At 61.2% G+C, this 13,679-nt stretch carries 13 protein-coding genes; 1 reads left to right on the forward strand and 12 read right to left on the reverse strand.

All coding sequences use genetic code 11. The annotated features are described in order from the left end of the window. Nucleotides 1–359: 359 nt before the first annotated feature. Genes thiO through AC30D9_RS29110 form a run of 7 tightly spaced genes read right to left on the reverse strand, consistent with a single transcriptional unit; the run spans nt 360 to nt 7,148 of the window. Nucleotides 360–1,460, reverse strand: coding sequence for a glycine oxidase ThiO (thiO, locus tag AC30D9_RS29080; protein WP_490145350.1), 1,101 nt, complete (start codon nt 1,458–1,460; stop codon nt 360–362). A gap of 56 nt (nt 1,461–1,516) precedes the next feature. After that, nucleotides 1,517–1,918 carry a type IV pilin protein gene (locus tag AC30D9_RS29085; RefSeq protein ID WP_134925875.1) on the reverse strand — a complete coding sequence of 134 codons (402 nt, stop codon included), beginning with the start codon at nt 1,916–1,918 and terminating at the stop codon, nt 1,517–1,519. Between the two features lie 10 nt (nt 1,919–1,928). After that, nucleotides 1,929–5,030 (reverse strand): pilus assembly protein, encoded by a 3,102-nt coding sequence (locus AC30D9_RS29090; protein WP_490145351.1) that lies wholly within the window; start codon nt 5,028–5,030, stop codon nt 1,929–1,931. After that, nucleotides 5,017–5,487 carry a pilus assembly PilX family protein gene (locus AC30D9_RS29095; protein WP_490145363.1) on the reverse strand — a complete coding sequence of 157 codons (471 nt, stop codon included), beginning with the start codon at nt 5,485–5,487 and terminating at the stop codon, nt 5,017–5,019. The genes AC30D9_RS29090 and AC30D9_RS29095 overlap by 14 nt, the downstream gene beginning before the upstream one ends. A gap of 19 nt (nt 5,488–5,506) precedes the next feature. After that, complete coding sequence (locus AC30D9_RS29100) at nt 5,507–6,220, reverse strand: PilW family protein (protein ID WP_134925877.1); 714 nt, start codon at nt 6,218–6,220, stop codon at nt 5,507–5,509. Then, on the reverse strand, nt 6,217–6,678 hold the full coding sequence (gene pilV / locus AC30D9_RS29105; RefSeq protein WP_134925878.1) for a type IV pilus modification protein PilV: 462 nt from the start codon (nt 6,676–6,678) through the stop codon (nt 6,217–6,219). The genes AC30D9_RS29100 and pilV overlap by 4 nt, the downstream gene beginning before the upstream one ends. After that, entirely contained in the window at nt 6,675–7,148 is a 474-nt protein-coding gene (locus AC30D9_RS29110; RefSeq protein ID WP_176689112.1) for a GspH/FimT family pseudopilin, read from the reverse strand. Before AC30D9_RS29110 ends, pilV begins: the two co-directional genes overlap by 4 nt. 189 nt (nt 7,149–7,337) lie before the next feature. Here AC30D9_RS29110 and AC30D9_RS29115 point away from each other — a divergent pair, with 189 nt between their 5' ends. Beyond that, on the forward strand, nt 7,338–7,877 hold the full coding sequence (locus AC30D9_RS29115; protein WP_134925880.1) for a GspH/FimT family pseudopilin: 540 nt from the start codon (nt 7,338–7,340) through the stop codon (nt 7,875–7,877). Here the strand turns inward: AC30D9_RS29115 and ispH are convergent. The 5 genes from ispH to ribF form a co-directional block, all read right to left on the reverse strand. Next, complete coding sequence (ispH, locus tag AC30D9_RS29120; protein WP_134925881.1) at nt 7,831–8,778, reverse strand: 4-hydroxy-3-methylbut-2-enyl diphosphate reductase; 948 nt, start codon at nt 8,776–8,778, stop codon at nt 7,831–7,833. The genes AC30D9_RS29115 and ispH overlap by 47 nt on opposite strands. Before the next feature lie 136 nt (nt 8,779–8,914). Continuing rightward, nucleotides 8,915–9,352: an FKBP-type peptidyl-prolyl cis-trans isomerase gene (gene fkpB / locus AC30D9_RS29125; protein ID WP_018600973.1), complete on the reverse strand. Its 438-nt coding sequence runs from the start codon at nt 9,350–9,352 to the stop codon at nt 8,915–8,917. Continuing rightward, a complete protein-coding gene (gene lspA / locus AC30D9_RS29130; RefSeq protein ID WP_134925882.1) occupies nt 9,345–9,857 on the reverse strand; it encodes a signal peptidase II in 513 nt (170 codons plus the stop codon). The genes fkpB and lspA overlap by 8 nt, the downstream gene beginning before the upstream one ends. Next, the gene (gene ileS, locus AC30D9_RS29135) at nt 9,850–12,681 is read right to left on the reverse strand and encodes an isoleucine--tRNA ligase (protein ID WP_307576380.1); all 2,832 of its coding nucleotides are present in this window, start codon (nt 12,679–12,681) and stop codon (nt 9,850–9,852) included. The genes lspA and ileS overlap by 8 nt, the downstream gene beginning before the upstream one ends. A gap of 13 nt (nt 12,682–12,694) precedes the next feature. Beyond that, on the reverse strand, nt 12,695–13,633 hold the full coding sequence (gene ribF, locus AC30D9_RS29140) for a bifunctional riboflavin kinase/FAD synthetase (protein ID WP_490145352.1): 939 nt from the start codon (nt 13,631–13,633) through the stop codon (nt 12,695–12,697). Nucleotides 13,634–13,679 lie beyond the last annotated feature (46 nt).

Genomic DNA, 13,679 nt, shown 5'->3' on the forward strand with positions numbered 1-13,679 from the left:
TGTCAGGCCGCCTCGCGGTGGACGTAGATTTTGGCGCCCCGTTAACCACGATGGCCGAACGAAGGTATTGCGCAGTGGGCACCTCGGCATGGATGCCGAGGTAGCCGCGCTGGGCCATGGATGGCCCTTCGCGGCGGCCCACGGAGCAATGCCTTCGTTCGGGCATGCCGAGCCTAGGCGAGGCACCGAGTGGTGGGGCAGAAGCGCTTTGCTTACTTTCGCGCTCTTCGAAAGTGAGTCGCTGTAAAAGCGAAACCATAAGTGGCCGTTACCGCAGGAATGGATATGTACTCGGTCAACAAATCCCGGTCGGCTTTAAGGCCGCCTCGTCACCAAAACTCCCAAGCCAAAACCGAACCTTACAAGCGCCCCGCTGGCGCATAAGGCGCAGGATCAATCACAGGCTCAAGCCCCAACATCAAATCCGTAAACAACCGACACGACGCCGGCGCCAACACCAACCCATTGCGATAATGCCCACAGTTCAACCACAACCCCGCCACCCCCGGCACTTCGCCGATATAAGGAATGCCCTCAGGCGATCCAGGCCGCAGCCCTGCCCAATGCCCAACCACCTCAGCATCGGCCAGCTCCGGAATAAGTGCCACCGCCGAAGCCTTCAGACTCTCCAGCGCAGCATCAGTCGGGGTCTTGTCAAAGCCTTCGCGCTCCAGCGTGCTACCAACCAGGATATGCCCATCACGACGCGGAATCGCATAACGCCCTTTGGCCAGCACCATGCTCGACAGAAAATCCGACGCGCACTTGTACAAGATCATCTGGCCCTTGACCGGCTCGACCGGCAACTTCAAGCCCAATGTCTTGAGCAACTCGCCGCTCCAGGCACCGGCGGCCAGTACCACCTCATCGCCACGAATTTCACCTGCCGAACTGTGCACACCCACCACTCGCCCGCCATCACGGATGAATCCGCTGACTTCACAGTGTTCATGCAAGGTGACATTGGGCAGCGCCAACAATGCAGCCTTGAGGGACTTCACCAACCGGGGGTTACGCACGTTGGCCACGTCGGCCATGTAGATCGCCCGGGAAAACCCCGCGCCCAGCACCGGCACCGCATCGTGAACAATCGAGATATCCACGGCTCGCAACGGACGTCCTTCCCGTTCTGCCCAGGCCAGCGCTTCCTCTTGGTCATCCAGGTCCAACCAATACAATCCGGTGACATGCACTTGCGGATCGATCCCGGTAGCAGCGAATAGACGCTCACCCAGCTGTGGATAGAAATCCTGCGACCAGTGGGCCAGCGCCGTGACCGCCGGACTATAGCGCCACGGATACAGCGGCGACACGATACCGCCGCCAGCCCAGGACGATTCCTGGCCGACACTGGAGCGGTCCAGCAGCACCACGCGCTGCCCTTCGGACGCCAGATTGAACGCTGTCAACAGGCCAATCACTCCGCCGCCGACAATCACCACTTGCTGTTGCCTGGTCATGTTCTGATTCGACTCATAAGACAGAGGGCGCAGGACAGCGCCCGAATAAAAGAAACTCAGCGGCCCCAGCAATCCTTGGTGGTCAGCCCGGCAGCAGCGTTGATCATGCTCCGTACACCGGTATTGTTGATCGTGAAGTCACCGCATTTGTCCGTGGCCATGGACGAGCCACTCTTGCGCACGGCGGTCAGGGTGAAGCTCTGGTCTGCCAGGGTCGGGGTAATGGTGTAGAAATCGTTACCGCTGCTCAGGCCGGTCGCGTTGGTGTAGACGTTGTTCTTCGAGTAGTAGCGCTCGAGAATCTGCGCCTGCTGCGACAGCAACCCAGCGATTTCGGTACGCCGGCCCTTTTTCATGTATTCGGTCAGGCTCGGATAGCCGACGGTGATCACGATACCGATGATCGCAATCACGATCATGATTTCGATCAAGGTGAAACCCCGGTTGGATCTGCGCATGCCTTGCCTCTCACTGTATTTGTCGCCACATGATGCGACGGCTGCCGCTCACGGATTTTTCCAGCAACTCGGTGATATTGCCGCTGGAGTCGTTGACGATCATGTTGGTAGCCCCACTGGCGCTGACTACGGCGCTCAAGGTCGGAATACCGCCCGTGAAGACCACCCCGCTGGAAATCGTGTCAGAGCTGTTGAGCGTGCCGTCACCGTTGGTATCGAGCACTGCATAGTTGAGCATCTTACCGTTGAACGCATCCACTTCGATCAGTTTGCCGGTACCAAAGCTGGCGCAAGGGTCGGTGGTGTCCACGGCGGCCGTGGTAAAGACCACGCGCCCGCTCACCAGATTGGCCGGGTTGATCACCCGCTCCCCGGTCAGCACGTTGTTGTACACCAAGGGCAGGTACCAGCCTTTCTTCGCTGGATACGCCACATCGGTCTGGCTGGTGGTCACAAACTGCCCCGTGCTGCCCGAAAACACTCCCGTGATCGACTGGGCCTGCAGGCTCGACACGGTGATTTGCCCGGCACCGCCGGTGGCATCCCAAATCGAATAGAATCCCTGCAGGTCCTTATTGAGTTTGTCCGCCGTCTCGTTGAACTTGCCGGTGCCGAAAAACACCTGGGTACCGCCCTGCGGATTGTCTGCCAGCAACGGTTGAACGGTGATCGGCTGAGTCGCGCCACCGGAGGTGGTGAACAACGGCTGGCCGGAAAACGCCACGCCCCATGTGGCCGGGGAAGTGGCACTGAGGTCGAATTTCCACATCCGCCCTTTCAAATCGCCCCCGTATGCCGCCTGCACCACGTTCTGGGAATTGACCCGCAGCTTGACGGACGACAAGCCATTGCCGGTCTCGCTGCTGTTGATGACGATTTTCCTGATCAGCGAGCCGTCGCGGATATCCACCACGTACAATGCCGCGACACCGCTGTTGCTGCCGTAGCCATTGGAAATGAACGCCGCCCAACGTCCGTCCGCCAGGCGGGCGACTTCGGGCCGGGCGTAGGCGTAGCCCAGGTCATTGAAGGCGTTGGCGGTGTTGGCCACGGTCGGCGCGCTGATCTCCCACAACGCCCGCAACACATTGCCCGCTGTTGCATCGAACAATTGAACCGCATAGAACGTCTTGCCCCCGGCACCGGTGCCACCCAGGGCCACGGTCTTCCAGACACTCCCCGATTGCGTATCGAATACGCCGACCTGTCCATCCACCAGGAACTTGTGGCTCACACCGTTGATGTAGTTGGTGTCGGCAATGTTCTGCAACGAGGGCAGCACGCTCGACGGCATATAGGCGTAGCGCCGGCTACCGTTGGCACTGTTGATGACGCTGAAAAAACCATCGTTGGCGTTCACCACCAGGCTGGTATTCATGTTCGTCGCCTTGGTGGTCAGGTAGGTGCTGTAGCTGGTGTCGTTGAGCAAATCGGCAGCGGTCTGCTCATTGGGCGATGCCAGCACCAGCGGCGAATTGATGATGTCCCCCAGCAATACACTGCGCACCTTCAAACCGGTCTTATTGACCCCCTTGCTCCACTCCACCAGATCGTTGCCGGTGATCCCCGTGGGCAGGTTCTGGCTGAGGCTGGTTTGCTGGACCGGCGAGAAGTTAGCGTAGGCCAGGGTGACAGGCACATTGGTCGCGGTATTCCACGACTGATAGATCGGCGCCGTGGCGCCGGGCACGATGGCCGTGTCGGTGGTCCATTGCACAGCGGCCCTGTTGACCGTACCTGCCGCCGTGAAGCCGAATGCCCGGATGGTCCCGCGCCAGTCCTTGGGGTCATAGGTGGTCTGGTAGTAGCTGGAGGTGTTGGACACCGTGGCGGCGTTGGTGGTGCCAGCACCCCCGGAGCCGGCCTTGGAGGTGATGTCGCTCAGGGCAGAGGCCAACGCTGAGTTCAGGCCTTCGCTGTCGGTCGCCTGGTAATACTTGCCGGCGCCATAGCGGGCGGCATCAGACAGCATCTGATTGGTGGCAGTAAAGCCCACGGTGTAGGTATTGAGGTACTGCCGAGTGAAATCCGTGGCGTTCCAGCTCTGGCCGGTGGCATCGGTGCCGGTGGAGCGCATGTCGATGTCGAAGGCGAACTTGGCGATGTCGTCCAGGTACAGCGTATCGCCCTCGCCGTCACCACTGGGGTTGTCACCATCGTTGGTGCTGATGCCATCCCAGTTCGGCAAACGGGCCCCTCCCAGCGGGTCGTTGGTGGGAAACGTGCGGTCATAGGTAGGCAAGCCGTCGGTGATCACCACGCCGAAGTTTTTCTGGCAACGGTACTGGATCGGGCTGGTGTAGGTGGTCGGTGTGCTGTTGTAGTACGGCGCCATACCCCTGAAGTAACGGGTGACTTCGTAATAGCTCTCGGCCAGCGGCGTATTCGCTACGGCACCCAGACCGTTGATCGCGTTGATCAAGGCAGTGTAGTTGCTGTTGGCCTGGGTCTGGGTCACGCTGCCGCTGACCGGCGAAAGGTCGCTGACCGAACGGGCGATATAGCCTCCAGGACCGGAGTTGCCGCTGTTGGGTGGGTTGAACGTGGCGAGACCAATGCGCAAGGCGCGGTTATTGGTGACCAGGTCATTGGACACATCCCGCGCCACGTTGATTCGATAGTCATTGGGAATCGTCCCGGTGGTGAAGTCCCGGTTCGAGCCGTTGGCCAGGGTCAGCAGATACGCCAGGTATTTGGTGGTATAGCGGGTATTGCCACCGCCCACCGGGTCCGGCAAGCGCAGGCAGACCCGGCCCAGATTGCCTCGATAAAAACCGTACCAGCCGCTTGAACAGCCACCGCGCAACAGGCTGACCAGTAACACGTTCCCATCGTCTGGATCCAACGTCACTCCGCCGGAACAGCTGCTGCTGGAGTTGCAGTTATTGACAGCCGGACGTGACACATTCGGATCGAACCCCGCCGCCCAGATAATGTTGTTCATACTCCCCGAGTCATCGATCAGCAGCATCACGTTCGGTGTGACGGCACCCGCACTCAGCAATGGCGAGTCCGAAGGCGTGAACGCATAGGCCGGGGCAGCCAGGTAAAGGCTGAGCAACACCCCCCACAACATCGCTATCCAGCCACGGCGAGCCTCAGTATTTCGCATAGATGCTCTCCACCACGCTGCGCTGGTTATTGCCCACCACTGCCACCGCCGTGATCCGGTATAGCGTCGCTGAAGTACCGACCGGAACATTCACCGCCGCGAGCGTGGTGCCGATGTTCTGCACGCCATAAAACCCGCCGGCAGCGGCAACCCAGAGCACCCCCGAGGATGAATTGCGCCCGGCCGCCGTGATGGTCGTCGACTCGGCCGGTGGCGCGCACTGAGTCGCGGTGGTACAGACCGCCAGTGAATAGGTCTCGACCTGCACCGCGCTCTCACCCACCCTCAACGCCGCCTCGGCAATCTGGAAGGACTGGTTGCGCAGCATGACGCTGCTGGTCATTTTTTCCTGGAGAGTGGCGCTCTGCATCGACGACAGGCCGATCAGCGTCAGCAGCAACAGAAAAACCAGGCTGACCAGCAGCGCCATGCCTCGCTGGCGCTGCTTGAGATTCATCGAACTCATCGATCGCCTCTCATAGAAGCCGGTTGCGCAAGGCGGCAACCACATTGAAGGTCTGCTCGCGCACCGCGTTCTTCGGATCAAAGAGCGTCAGGGTCAAGCGCACGCTGCGGATCAGTGCCGGGTCTGCCGGGTTGGCGGTGTAGCTCGACGCCGCGATATCCGTCGCGCTCCCGGCCACGCCGAAGGTCACGTCGAACGCCCGTACGTTGTCCACCAGCACCGACAAGGTCGGGTTACCGGCGCCGCTACCCAGCAGCAATTGATTGTTGTTGAAGCTGTAGATCAGTCGGCGGATCGGGAAGGCCAACTGCCCCGCCGCCGGTAACCGTGCATTGGTATAGGCCGTCGCCGAGGTGCGGCAATCGGAGAGGACGGTCCAGGTCGGAGTGCTCCCGCCACTGCCTATGTCCGCGGTGACCAGGGTCAATCTCCGGTTGGCGTTGTCCCAGCGGATCGGGGTGATCTGGCTGGCATTGAAATCATTGGCCGTGGACGCATCGGTAATGGTCCCCAGGCAGCCGAACATGCCCACCATGCGAATCTCCTGGACCATTTTGCTCAGCACGAACCGGGCGTCCTCCTGCATCACCGCGGCCGCGCTCTGGCTGATGTAGGTGTTCTTGGCGGCGATGAAGATCTGCACGACACCCAGCACGACGATCAAGCTGAGCACCAGCGCAATCATCAACTCGATCAGGCCGAAACCGCGACTGTGCCGGTTCATGGCGTCGCCCCCACCGGATCGACGGCGACGCGACTGGTCAGCACAAAGCTGCGCCGCGCCTCGGCCGCGTTGGTGGTGTTGGCGGCGCGTGCGTCGTCCCAGGAAATGGTGATGGTGTAGACCCGCTGGTTCAGCGCAATGGTGCCGGTGGCCGTGGCGCCGCCGAAGGCGATGATGTTGGTCTTGAAATCATAAAGGTCCTGGTCCCGGGCCACGTTGAGGTTCGGCGAGCTGGGCGGCGTGATGGTGTAGTCGGCGCCGGAATTGGCGCGAATGCGGTCCAGCAGGTCGTAGGCAATGAAACTGGCCTGGCTGGTCATGCGCGAACTGTCGGTGTATTTGAGCGCATTGAGCTGGATCATTGCCGCCCCCAGCAAGCCGACGCCGAGAATCAGCACCGCCACCAGCACCTCGATCAACGTCATGCCGGCCTGCGCCCTTTTACTGCAACCCTTCATCCGCAACTTCCACCCAATACGATTCTTCCATTGAGGCAAACACTCAGCGTCCTGCTCTGCGCCCCTCGTACATAATTGAAACTCACCGGCGTGGTCGGTGCCGACAATCCGCCAAGGTTGTTGAAATCAATATTGCTCACCTCTGAGGTTAGCGTCAGAGTCGCGCCGCTGCCCATTGCTGGAACAACCCGCAATACATTGGGCGACGAGCCAGTACTGTCATACACCGTCAGTTCGCCACTCCAGACGCTGCCTTGGGCCGTGGGACGAATTCGCGTGGTGATACCGCGGTCGATCGCCTCCATGCGGGCAAAGTTCAGCGCCCGACGAAGATCGCCGATCTCGGTATCGGCCTTGGTGCTCTGCATCGATCCGGTAAATGCCGGCACCGCCATGGTGATCAGGATCAGCAGCACGCCGAGGGCCACCAGCACCTCGATCAGCGTGAAACCTTTTGTACGAAGATCCATCGGTGCCCTCCGTTGCCGTCGGCTATACCTGCTTGTACACGCTAGAACAAACCACCGCCTTTGTGTGCATCTGTGACGAGGGGATTTAGCTTCATTGGGGCTGCTACGCAGCCCAACGGGGATAAATCCCCTCACCACAATGATTCATTAGTCTTGAATCCGCTTCACGCTCTCCAGGGAGGAGACGTCATGTATCAACAGGGCTTCAGCCTGATCGAACTGCTCATGGGACTGGCAATTGCCGCAATTGTTCTGCCGTGGGCCGGCGCGGGCTACAAAGAGCTGATCGAATCCATCGAACGCGAGGACACCGCGCAGTTGCTGATCAGCGGCTTGCGCAGCGCCCGCAGCGAAGCCATTGCCCGCAACCAGACAGTCGTGCTCAGGGGGATAGACGGCGATTGGGGCCGAGGCTGGCGCATTACCCTGGACGACAAGGACAAGACCGTACTGATGGAGCGCAGAGCAAGCGCCCGGGTGGTCGGCAACCAGCCGGTGAAACGCAGGGTGAGGTTCGGCAGCCAGGGGGAAGCGCTACACGCCAACGGCGCATTCCAGGCAGGCACGCTGCATGTCTGCGCCAAACGCGGGCCGGTCAGCCACCATCAAGTGATATTGGCGCCCTCCGGCCGCGTTCGCCTGGAAAGTGTCGAAGCCAAGCAGGCGCTATGCGAGAAAGAACTTAAAGCAAGGAGCGGACGCGCAGCTCTTTCGGCATCGAGAACGTGATGTTTTCCTCGCGACCAGCCAACTCATCGGCACCGGTTGCGCCCCAGGCCTGCAATTGCTGGATCACGCCGCGCACCAGCACTTCCGGCGCGGAAGCACCGGCGGTAATGCCGATACGTTCGACGCCATCGAACCAACTGCGCTGCATGTCCTCGGCACCGTCAATCAGGTAGGCCGGCGTATTCATGCGCTCGGCCAGCTCGCGCAAGCGGTTGGAGTTGGAGCTGTTCGGGCTGCCGACAACAAGCACCACATCGCATTCGTTGGCCAGTTGCTTGACCGCGTCCTGACGGTTCTGGGTGGCGTAGCAGATGTCATCCTTGCGCGGGCCGCCGATGGCCGGGAATCGAGCACGCAGGGCGTCGATCACACGGCTGGTGTCATCCATGGACAGGGTCGTCTGGGTGACAAAAGCCAGGCTCTCAGGGTTGCGTACCTGCAAGGCCGCAACATCATCCTCGTCTTCGACCAGGTAGATCGCACCACCGTTGCTGGCATCGTATTGGCCCATGGTGCCTTCGACTTCCGGATGGCCTTCATGGCCGATCAGGATGCATTCGCGACCGTCGCGACTGTAGCGCGCCACCTCAATGTGCACCTTGGTCACCAGTGGGCAAGTGGCATCGAATACCTTCAGGCCACGGCCGGCGGCTTCGGTGCGCACCGCTTGGGAAACCCCGTGGGCACTGAAGATCACGATGACGTCGTCCGGCACCTGGTCCAGTTCCTCGACGAAAATGGCGCCGCGGCTACGCAGGTCTTCGACGACGAATTTGTTGTGGACCACTTCGTGGCGCACGTAGATCGGCGGCCCGAAGACTTCCAGGGCGCGGTTGACGATTTCGATCGCCCGGTCCACACCGGCGCAGAAGCCACGGGGGTTGGCGAGTTTGATTTGCATGCTGTGCCTCGTGTCTGTGGGAGCGAGCCTGCTCGCGATGCGGTGGATCAGTCAACTCGACGGTGGCTGGGACTCAGCTATCGCGAGCAGGCTCGCTCCCACAGGAATTGTGGGGGCAGCCACTGCCCGTTAAACCTTAAAGCGCCTTGACCTCGAGGATTTCCACTTCGAAGTTCAAGGTCTTGCCCGCCAGCGGATGATTGAAGTCCACGGTTACCTGGGCGTCGTCGAATGCCTTCACCACACCCGGCAGCTCGGTATTGGCCGCGTCGTTGAAGATCACCAGCAGGCCCTGGGACAACTCCATGTCCTGGAACTGGGAGCGTGGCATGGTCTGCACGTTTTGCGGGTTGGGCTGACCAAAGGCGTTCTCTGGCGGTACGACCACAGTGCGCTTGTCGCCGGCCTTGAAGCCGAAGATCGCCGCTTCGAAGCCTGGCAGCAGGTTGCCGTCACCGACCTTGAACACCGCCGGAGCCTTGTCGAAGGTGCTGTCGACAGTGTCGCCGTTTTCCAGGTGCAGGGCGAAGTGAAGCTTCACTTCGGTGTTTTGAGCGATACGCTGCTCAGTCATGGACGGCTTCTCCGGTTTTCTTGCTCTTGAACATGTCCAGGGCGAGCATCACGGCGCCCACGGTGATAGCGCTGTCGGCAAAGTTGAACGCCGGGAAATACCAACGGTTCTGCCAATGCACCAGGATGAAATCGATCACGTGGCCCAGGGCAATCCGATCATAGAGATTGCCCAACGCGCCACCGAGCACCAAGGCCAGCGCCACCGCCAGCCAGGTCTCATTGCGCCCCAGGCGCTTGAGCCAGACCACCAGCACGGCGCTGACCACAACGGCAATCAGGGCAAACAGCCAGCGCTGCCAGCCTGAACTGTCGGCCAGGAAACTGAACGCCGCTCCGGTGTTGTAGGCCAAGGTCCAGCTGAAGTAGTCAGGAATGATCACGATCTGCTGGTACATGGTCAGCGAGTGCTCGAAGTAGTACTTGCTGGCCTGGTCGATAACCAGGACCAGCACGCTCAACCACAACCAACCCAGCCGTCCGAAACGGCTCGCCACGTTAGGCATAGTGACGAACCTCACCGCTGCCGCTGATGTTGTCCACGCAACGACCGCAGATTTCCGGATGCTCCGGGTTCACGCCGACGTCTTCGCGGCAGTGCCAGCAACGGGCGCACTTGGTGTGGTTCGACTTGACGATCTTGAGCTTCAGGCCACTGACTTCAGTGGTCACCGCATCAGCCGGCGCCTGCACGAAAGGTGCAACGCTGGCGGTGGAGGTGATCAGTACGAAGCGCAGCTCGTTGCTCAGCTTGGCCAGATCGGCACTCAGGGCTTCTTCGGCGTAGAGGGTCACTTCGGCCTGCAGGTTGCCACCGACGGCCTTGGCCGCGCGCTGGATCTCCATTTCCTTGTTGACCGCTGCCTTGACCGCCATCACGCGGTCCCAATACGCACGGTCCAGCTCGAAACCTTGCGGCAGCTCGGTCAGGCCTTCGTACCAGGTGTTGAGCATCACTGATTCGTTACGCTCGCCCGGCAGGTACTGCCACAGCTCGTCGGCGGTGAATGCCAGGATCGGCGCGATCCAGCGTACCAGCGCCTCGCTGATGTGGAACAGCGCGGTCTGGCACGAACGGCGCGCCTTGCTGTTGGCGCCGGTGGTGTACTGGCGATCCTTGATGATGTCGAGGTAGAAACCACCGAGCTCCTGCACGCAGAAGTTGTGGATCTTGGAGTAGACATTCCAGAAACGGTATTCGCCGTAGTGTTCCTGCAACTCGCGTTGCAGCAGCAGGGTACGGTCCACGGCCCAACGGTCCAGCGCGAGCATGTCTTCGGCCGGCAGCAGGTCGGTGGCCGGGTTGAAACCGGTCAGGTTGGAAAGCAGGAAGCGCGCAGTGTTACGGATCCGCCGGTAGGCGTCCGCGCTGCGCTGCAGGATCTGCTCGGAAACGGCCATTTCACCGGAATAGTCGGTGGAGGCAACCCACAGGCGCATGATGTCGGCGCCCAGGGTGTCGTTGACCTTCTGCGGCGCGATCACGTTGCCCAGGGACTTGGACATCTTGCGGCCGGATTCGTCGACGGTGAAGCCGTGGGTCAGCAGCTCGCGGTACGGCGCGTGGTTGTCGATGGCGCAACCGGTCAGCAACGAGGAGTGGAACCAGCCACGGTGCTGGTCCGAACCTTCCAGGTAGAGGTCGGCACGCGGGCCGCTCTCGTGGCCCATCGGGTGCGAGCCGCGCAGCACGTGCCAATGGGTGGTGCCGGAGTCGAACCAGACGTCCAGGGTGTCGCTGATCTTGTCGTACAGCGGCGCTTCATCGCCCAAAAGCTCAGCGGCATCCATCTTGAACCAGGCTTCGATGCCTTCGGCTTCGACGCGCTTGGCCACCTCCTCCATCAGTTCGACGGTGCGCGGGTGCAGCTCGCCGCTTTCCTTGTTCAGGAAGAACGGGATCGGCACGCCCCAGTTGCGCTGGCGGGAGATGCACCAGTCGGGACGGTTGGCGATCATCGAGTGCAGGCGCGCCTGGCCCCAGGCCGGCACGAATTTAGTGTCTTCGATAGCCTTGAGGGAGCGCTGGCGCAGGGTGTCGCCAGTGGAGGGCTGCTTGTCCATGCCGATGAACCACTGCGCGGTGGCGCGGTAGATCAGCGGAGTCTTGTGGCGCCAGCAGTGCATGTAGCTGTGTTCGATGACGGTGGTGTGCAGCAGCGCACCGACTTCGGTCAACTTGTCAACGATGGCCGGGTTGGCTTTCCAGATGAACTGGCCGCCGAAGAATTCCAGCGACGGCACGTACACGCCATTGCTCTGCACCGGGTTGAGGATGTCGTCGTTGACCATGCCGTATTTCTTGCAGGTCACGAAGTCGTCAACGCCATAGGCCGGCGCGGAGTGAACCACACCAGTGCCCGCACCCAGTTCCACGTAGTCGGCCAGGTACACCGGCGACAGGCGATCATAGAACGGGTGACGGAAATTGATCAGCTCCAGCGCCGAACCTGGCGCGGTGGCAACCACCGAACCTTCGAGGTTGTAGCGGGCCAGGCAGGATTCGACCAGCTCTTCGGCCAGCACCAGCAGCTTGTCGCCGACGTCGACCAGGGCGTAGTTGAACTCCGGGTGGACGTTCAGCGCCTGGTTGGCCGGGATGGTCCACGGGGTGGTGGTCCAGATCACGATCGCGGCCGGCTTGGCCAGCTTGCCCAGGCCGAAAGCGGCGGCAAGCTTGTCTTCATCGGCAATCGGGAACGCGACGTCGATGGTCGAGGACTTCTTGTTCTCGTATTCGACTTCCGCCTCGGCCAGAGCCGAACCGCAATCGAAGCACCAGTTCACCGGTTTGAGGCCCTTGAACACGAAGCCGCCCTCGACGATTTTCGCCAGGGCACGGATTTCGCCGGCTTCGTTCTTGAAGTCCATGGTCTTGTACGGGTTGGCGAAGTCGCCCAGCACGCCAAGACGGATGAATTCGGACTTCTGCCCTTCGATCTGCTCGGTGGCGTAGGCACGGCACAGCTCGCGGGTCTTGTCCGCGCCCAGGTTCTTGCCGTGGGTCACTTCGACCTTGTGCTCGATCGGCAGGCCGTGGCAGTCCCAGCCCGGGACATACGGCGCATCAAAACCCGACAGGGTCTTGGAGCGGATGATCATGTCCTTGAGAATCTTGTTCAGCGCGTGACCGATGTGAATGGTGCCGTTGGCGTACGGAGGGCCGTCGTGCAGGACGAACTTCGGACGATCCTTGCCAATTTCGCGCAACTTTCCGTACAGGCCAATGCTGTCCCAGCGCTGCAGAATCTGTGGTTCGCGCTGAGGCAGGCCGGCCTTCATTGGGAAGGCGGTGTCCGGAAGGTTTAGCGTGGCTTTATAGTCGGTCATTTAAGGCTCTTCATTAGCGATTGGCGCTGGTTGCGACAAGGGCACGGGCGGCGGCGATATCTGCATTGATCGCCGTCTTGAGCGCCTCCAGAGAGGCAAAACGCTGCTCTTCACGCAGCTTTTGGTGGAAAACCACCGTCAAACGCCGGTCATACAGATCGCCGGCAAAATCCAGAACATGTACTTCGAGGTGGGCCTTGCCATCCCCTTGGACCGTGGGCCGTACGCCGATATTGGCGACGCCGGGCCAGGTCTTGCCGTCGATCTCGACACTCACCAGGAATACCCCGGTCAGTGGCACGCGGCGACGCTTGAGTTGCACGTTGGCCGTCGGCGTGCCCAATTGGCGCGCCAGCTTCTGCCCGTGCAGGATCCGCCCGGCAATCCGGTACGGGCGGCCGAGCAAGCGCTCGGCCAATTCGAAGTCGGCAGCCGCCAGGGCATTACGGACCTGGGTGCTGCTGACGCGCAAGCCGCCCATCTCGACGGTCTGCGCCGCTTCGACAGTGAAACCATGGACGCTACCGGCCTGTTGCAGGTAATCAAAATCCCCTGACCGGTCGCAGCCGAAACGGAAATCATCACCGACTTCCAGATGCTTCACGTCCAGACCGTCCACCAGGATGGTCTCGACGAACTCGGCGGCGCTGAGCTTGCTCAGGCGCTGGTTGAAGGCCAGGCACAGGACCCGGTCGACACCTTCGGCGGCCAGCAATTGCAGTTTGTCCCGCAACCGGGCCAGCCGGGCCGGGGCGGTGTCCGGGGCGAAAAACTCTCTGGGCTGCGGTTCGAAGATCACCACGCAGCTCGGCACGCCCAATTCCAGCGCACGCTCGCGCAGCCGCGCCAGGATAGCCTGGTGGCCACGGTGAACACCGTCAAAGTTGCCAATAGTGGCGACACAGCCCCGATGTTGGGGGCGCAGGTTGTGGAGGCCTCGAACCAGCTGCATAACGCGCTTCTTGCTCATAAAGTGGCCGATTATAACCACACCCGGC

It is taken from the genome of Pseudomonas sp. DF11 (assembly GCF_058148565.1).

Bases quoted from the DNA above. Each gene is read 5' to 3' on its own strand.
- AC30D9_RS29095 (WP_490145363.1), bottom strand. From the start codon at position 5,487: ATGAATCTCAAGCAGCGCCAGCGAGGCATGGCGCTGCTGGTCAGCCTG.
- AC30D9_RS29090 (WP_490145351.1), bottom strand. From the start codon at position 5,030: ATGCGAAATACTGAGGCTCGCCGTGGCTGGATAGCGATGTTGTGGGGG.
- pilV (WP_134925878.1), bottom strand. From the start codon at position 6,678: ATGAAGGGTTGCAGTAAAAGGGCGCAGGCCGGCATGACGTTGATCGAG.
- ribF (WP_490145352.1), bottom strand. From the start codon at position 13,633: ATGCAGCTGGTTCGAGGCCTCCACAACCTGCGCCCCCAACATCGGGGC.
- ispH (WP_134925881.1), bottom strand. From the start codon at position 8,778: ATGCAAATCAAACTCGCCAACCCCCGTGGCTTCTGCGCCGGTGTGGAC.
- AC30D9_RS29110 (WP_176689112.1), bottom strand. From the start codon at position 7,148: ATGGATCTTCGTACAAAAGGTTTCACGCTGATCGAGGTGCTGGTGGCC.
- thiO (WP_490145350.1), bottom strand. From the start codon at position 1,460: ATGACCAGGCAACAGCAAGTGGTGATTGTCGGCGGCGGAGTGATTGGC.
- lspA (WP_134925882.1), bottom strand. From the start codon at position 9,857: ATGCCTAACGTGGCGAGCCGTTTCGGACGGCTGGGTTGGTTGTGGTTG.
- fkpB (WP_018600973.1), bottom strand. From the start codon at position 9,352: ATGACTGAGCAGCGTATCGCTCAAAACACCGAAGTGAAGCTTCACTTC.
- AC30D9_RS29100 (WP_134925877.1), bottom strand. From the start codon at position 6,220: ATGAACCGGCACAGTCGCGGTTTCGGCCTGATCGAGTTGATGATTGCG.
- AC30D9_RS29115 (WP_134925880.1), top strand. From the start codon at position 7,338: ATGTATCAACAGGGCTTCAGCCTGATCGAACTGCTCATGGGACTGGCA.
- AC30D9_RS29085 (WP_134925875.1), bottom strand. From the start codon at position 1,918: ATGCGCAGATCCAACCGGGGTTTCACCTTGATCGAAATCATGATCGTG.
- ileS (WP_307576380.1), bottom strand. From the start codon at position 12,681: ATGACCGACTATAAAGCCACGCTAAACCTTCCGGACACCGCCTTCCCA.